Raw genomic sequence first — 2,344 nt, forward strand, 5'->3', positions numbered from 1 at the left:
TGACCATCGGCATGGCCTGGCACCCCCGCAACGCAGCCGACGGAGCCCATCAATGGCTCCGCACCGCTGTCCGCCGCACGCTCCGCGCGCCCAGCACCACTTGACGTGATCTCAGAGGCGCGGCATCGGCTAGGGCCTCGCACCCCGCATCCGCTCGGAGACCGAGCGCTGGACCCGCATCCTGCGCGACGGCGGCTCCCGCAGCCTCCCGCGACGGGAGGGCACGGTCTGGCTCTACCTCAACCGGGTCCGCCCGGCCCTGCTGGAATGGTCGAACCGCTACGACCATCTGCGGAACGGACTGATCTTCCGCAACCCCACCAGCCGGACCAGGGCCGGGCCATACGAGTACGCCGTGCTGCAGCCGCTCGTTCCCGAGCAGGTCGGCCGCTCCGTCGCCGCGGCCACCACCCCCGCGACGCGGCTCATCCTCGCCCTCGCAGAGGTCCACGCCGCCCGGGTCGCCCAGATCGCCACCCTCATGCTCGACGACATCGACCTCGGCAACCGCCGGCTGACCATCGCCGGACGTGCCCGCCCGCTTGACGATCTCACCTTGTAGCTACTGCTGGACTGGCTGGAGCACCGGCGCAACCGGTGGCCGAAAACCGCCAACCTCCACCTGCTGATCAACAACCAGACCGCCACCAAGACCAGCCGCGCCAGCAACCACTGAATCAGCGCTGCGATGCGCGGGCAGGACGCGACGCTGGAACGGCTCCGCGTCGACCGGCAACTCGAGGAGCCCCTGACCCACGGACCCGACCCGCTCCACCTCGCCGAGGCGTTCGGGCTGGACGAGAAGACCGCGATGCGCTACGCGGACTCCGCCCGCCGGCTCCTGGAACGACCCATCGAGCGGCGCTGACTGCCGTGCCACGGCGGAGATGGTGTCGCTTTCGCAAGCCGGGGAATCGGGAGCCCAAAAATGCGATCGCGGCACCCCATGGAGAGCTGGTAGCAATTGTTGATGCCGACAGAAGCCCTTGACCCGATGGAACGTCTCTTCTCCGAGCGAGCCTGCGAGCGTCTGATCGTCGACTTCGTGCGCCGCCTTGACCTGGGAGATCCGAGCAGTGTCGCGGACCTCTTCACACCTGACGGGGTGTGGGAGTGGCCCCACGGCGACCGCAGGGTGGAAGGGCGTGAGGCGCTCCGCAGCTACTTCGGCTCGCGCCCCAAGGACCGACTGTCACGCCGCATGTCTACCAACATCTTGGTCACGGTGAATTCCGCCTCAGCGGCCACCGCCACCTCCTACTTCGCCACTTACCGAGTCGACGGCTATACCGATGGCATCGTGCCCCCGAGGCTTCCCGTCAACGTGGGCCACTACGAGGACACGTTCCGGAAGATCGAGGACACCTGGCTCCTCACCAGCCGAGTCACACACCTACCATTCGGCGGAGAGACGGCACGACTCAGCTACCCCGACCAGTCCTGACTGCGCGGCCCAACCTGGCTATGCCCACCCGCCGCCGTCGCGCCGGCACCGCGACTTCACCACGAACCCACGGATCCGACGTCACGAGGCACGGCGACAGACCCGCAGGTTCCCGCCGGGAACCCTTCAGTTTTTCGAACTCGCGGGCCTCCCCGGCCTCGGGGGGTATCCGAACGGAAATTAGCGGTCGCTGCTGTCGTGGCACGCTCGTCACCGAGCGGGCTCGGTCTCCGTACGCGGACAGGGGACTTCACCGTTCTGAAGGGCGGCGAAGTCGGCGTGTGCTGCCTCGACGGCCGCGGGGTACGCCTCACGCTTGGCGTGTTCGGCGAGTGCCCGGCAGACGCTGGCCACCGAGGGGTTCTGTCCCTTGCGCTTGCCAGTGGGGATGATCAGGTCGGGCTGGATCTGCTCGACGGACTCGCCGTTCGCCCTCCGGCGGAGCACGGCGTGGAGCATGTCGTCGGTGATGACCGGCGGTCGGCCGCGGATGGCGCGGGCCGCCGCAGAGGACGAGAAGGTCGCCGGGGTGGGCGGCGAGGGAGACAAGCGCGTCGGCGACCGAGTCGCGTACCACAGTCGGCGCGACCGGTACGTCCTCGCTCTGCTCCCAAGGACGTCGGAGACCTTCTACGCCGCTCCCTCAACCTCGACAGCCGACTCGACCGCCAAACCCTCAATGCCCTCCTCGACCTGGCGCTCCCGCCCTCCGCGCACCCCCCCCGAAGGACGATGACTATTCCAGGCCCTACACACACCAGTGCGATGCCGCAGCTCAGAATCCTCGGCATTGCACCCCAGTGCGTCTAGTACTCCAGCTGCAGATCGTGATCTTCATGTCTGGGATGCGGCTTGTCGCCGGTAGTGGCTGGTTTGTGACCGCGCCTGGTGGCGGCGTCG

Annotated in this window: 4 protein-coding genes; 3 read left to right on the plus strand and 1 reads right to left on the minus strand. The window is 68.2% G+C overall.

Annotated elements, in window-relative coordinates; all coding sequences use genetic code 11:
* Positions 1-355 precede the first annotated feature (355 nt).
* The 3 genes from ACF08M_RS41515 (at position 356) to ACF08M_RS41525 (ending at position 1,444) form a co-directional block, all read left to right on the plus strand.
* A complete protein-coding gene (locus tag ACF08M_RS41515) occupies positions 356-562 on the plus strand; it encodes a hypothetical protein (protein ID WP_392190501.1) in 207 nt (68 codons plus the stop codon).
* Between the two features lie 126 nt (positions 563-688).
* Positions 689-868 carry a hypothetical protein gene (locus tag ACF08M_RS41520; RefSeq protein ID WP_392190502.1) on the plus strand — a complete coding sequence of 60 codons (180 nt, stop codon included), beginning with the start codon at positions 689-691 and terminating at the stop codon, positions 866-868.
* A 102-nt stretch (positions 869-970) separates the two neighbouring features.
* The gene (locus ACF08M_RS41525) at positions 971-1,444 is read left to right on the plus strand and encodes a nuclear transport factor 2 family protein (protein ID WP_392190503.1); all 474 of its coding nucleotides are present in this window, start codon (positions 971-973) and stop codon (positions 1,442-1,444) included.
* Positions 1,445-1,654: 210 nt separating this feature from the next.
* Here ACF08M_RS41525 and ACF08M_RS41530 read toward each other — a convergent pair whose 3' ends face one another.
* On the minus strand, positions 1,655-1,993 hold the full coding sequence (locus ACF08M_RS41530; protein ID WP_392190504.1) for a hypothetical protein: 339 nt from the start codon (positions 1,991-1,993) through the stop codon (positions 1,655-1,657).
* Positions 1,994-2,344 lie beyond the last annotated feature (351 nt).

Origin of the sequence: Streptomyces sp. NPDC015032 (assembly GCF_043080425.1) — a bacterium.
Lineage (GTDB): Bacteria > Actinomycetota > Actinomycetes > Streptomycetales > Streptomycetaceae > Streptomyces.

Coding starts and splice junctions, on each gene's coding strand:
- ACF08M_RS41525 (WP_392190503.1), top strand. CDS start 971: ATGCCGACAGAAGCCCTTGACCCGATGGAACGTCTCTTCTCCGAGCGA.
- ACF08M_RS41520 (WP_392190502.1), top strand. CDS start 689: ATGCGCGGGCAGGACGCGACGCTGGAACGGCTCCGCGTCGACCGGCAA.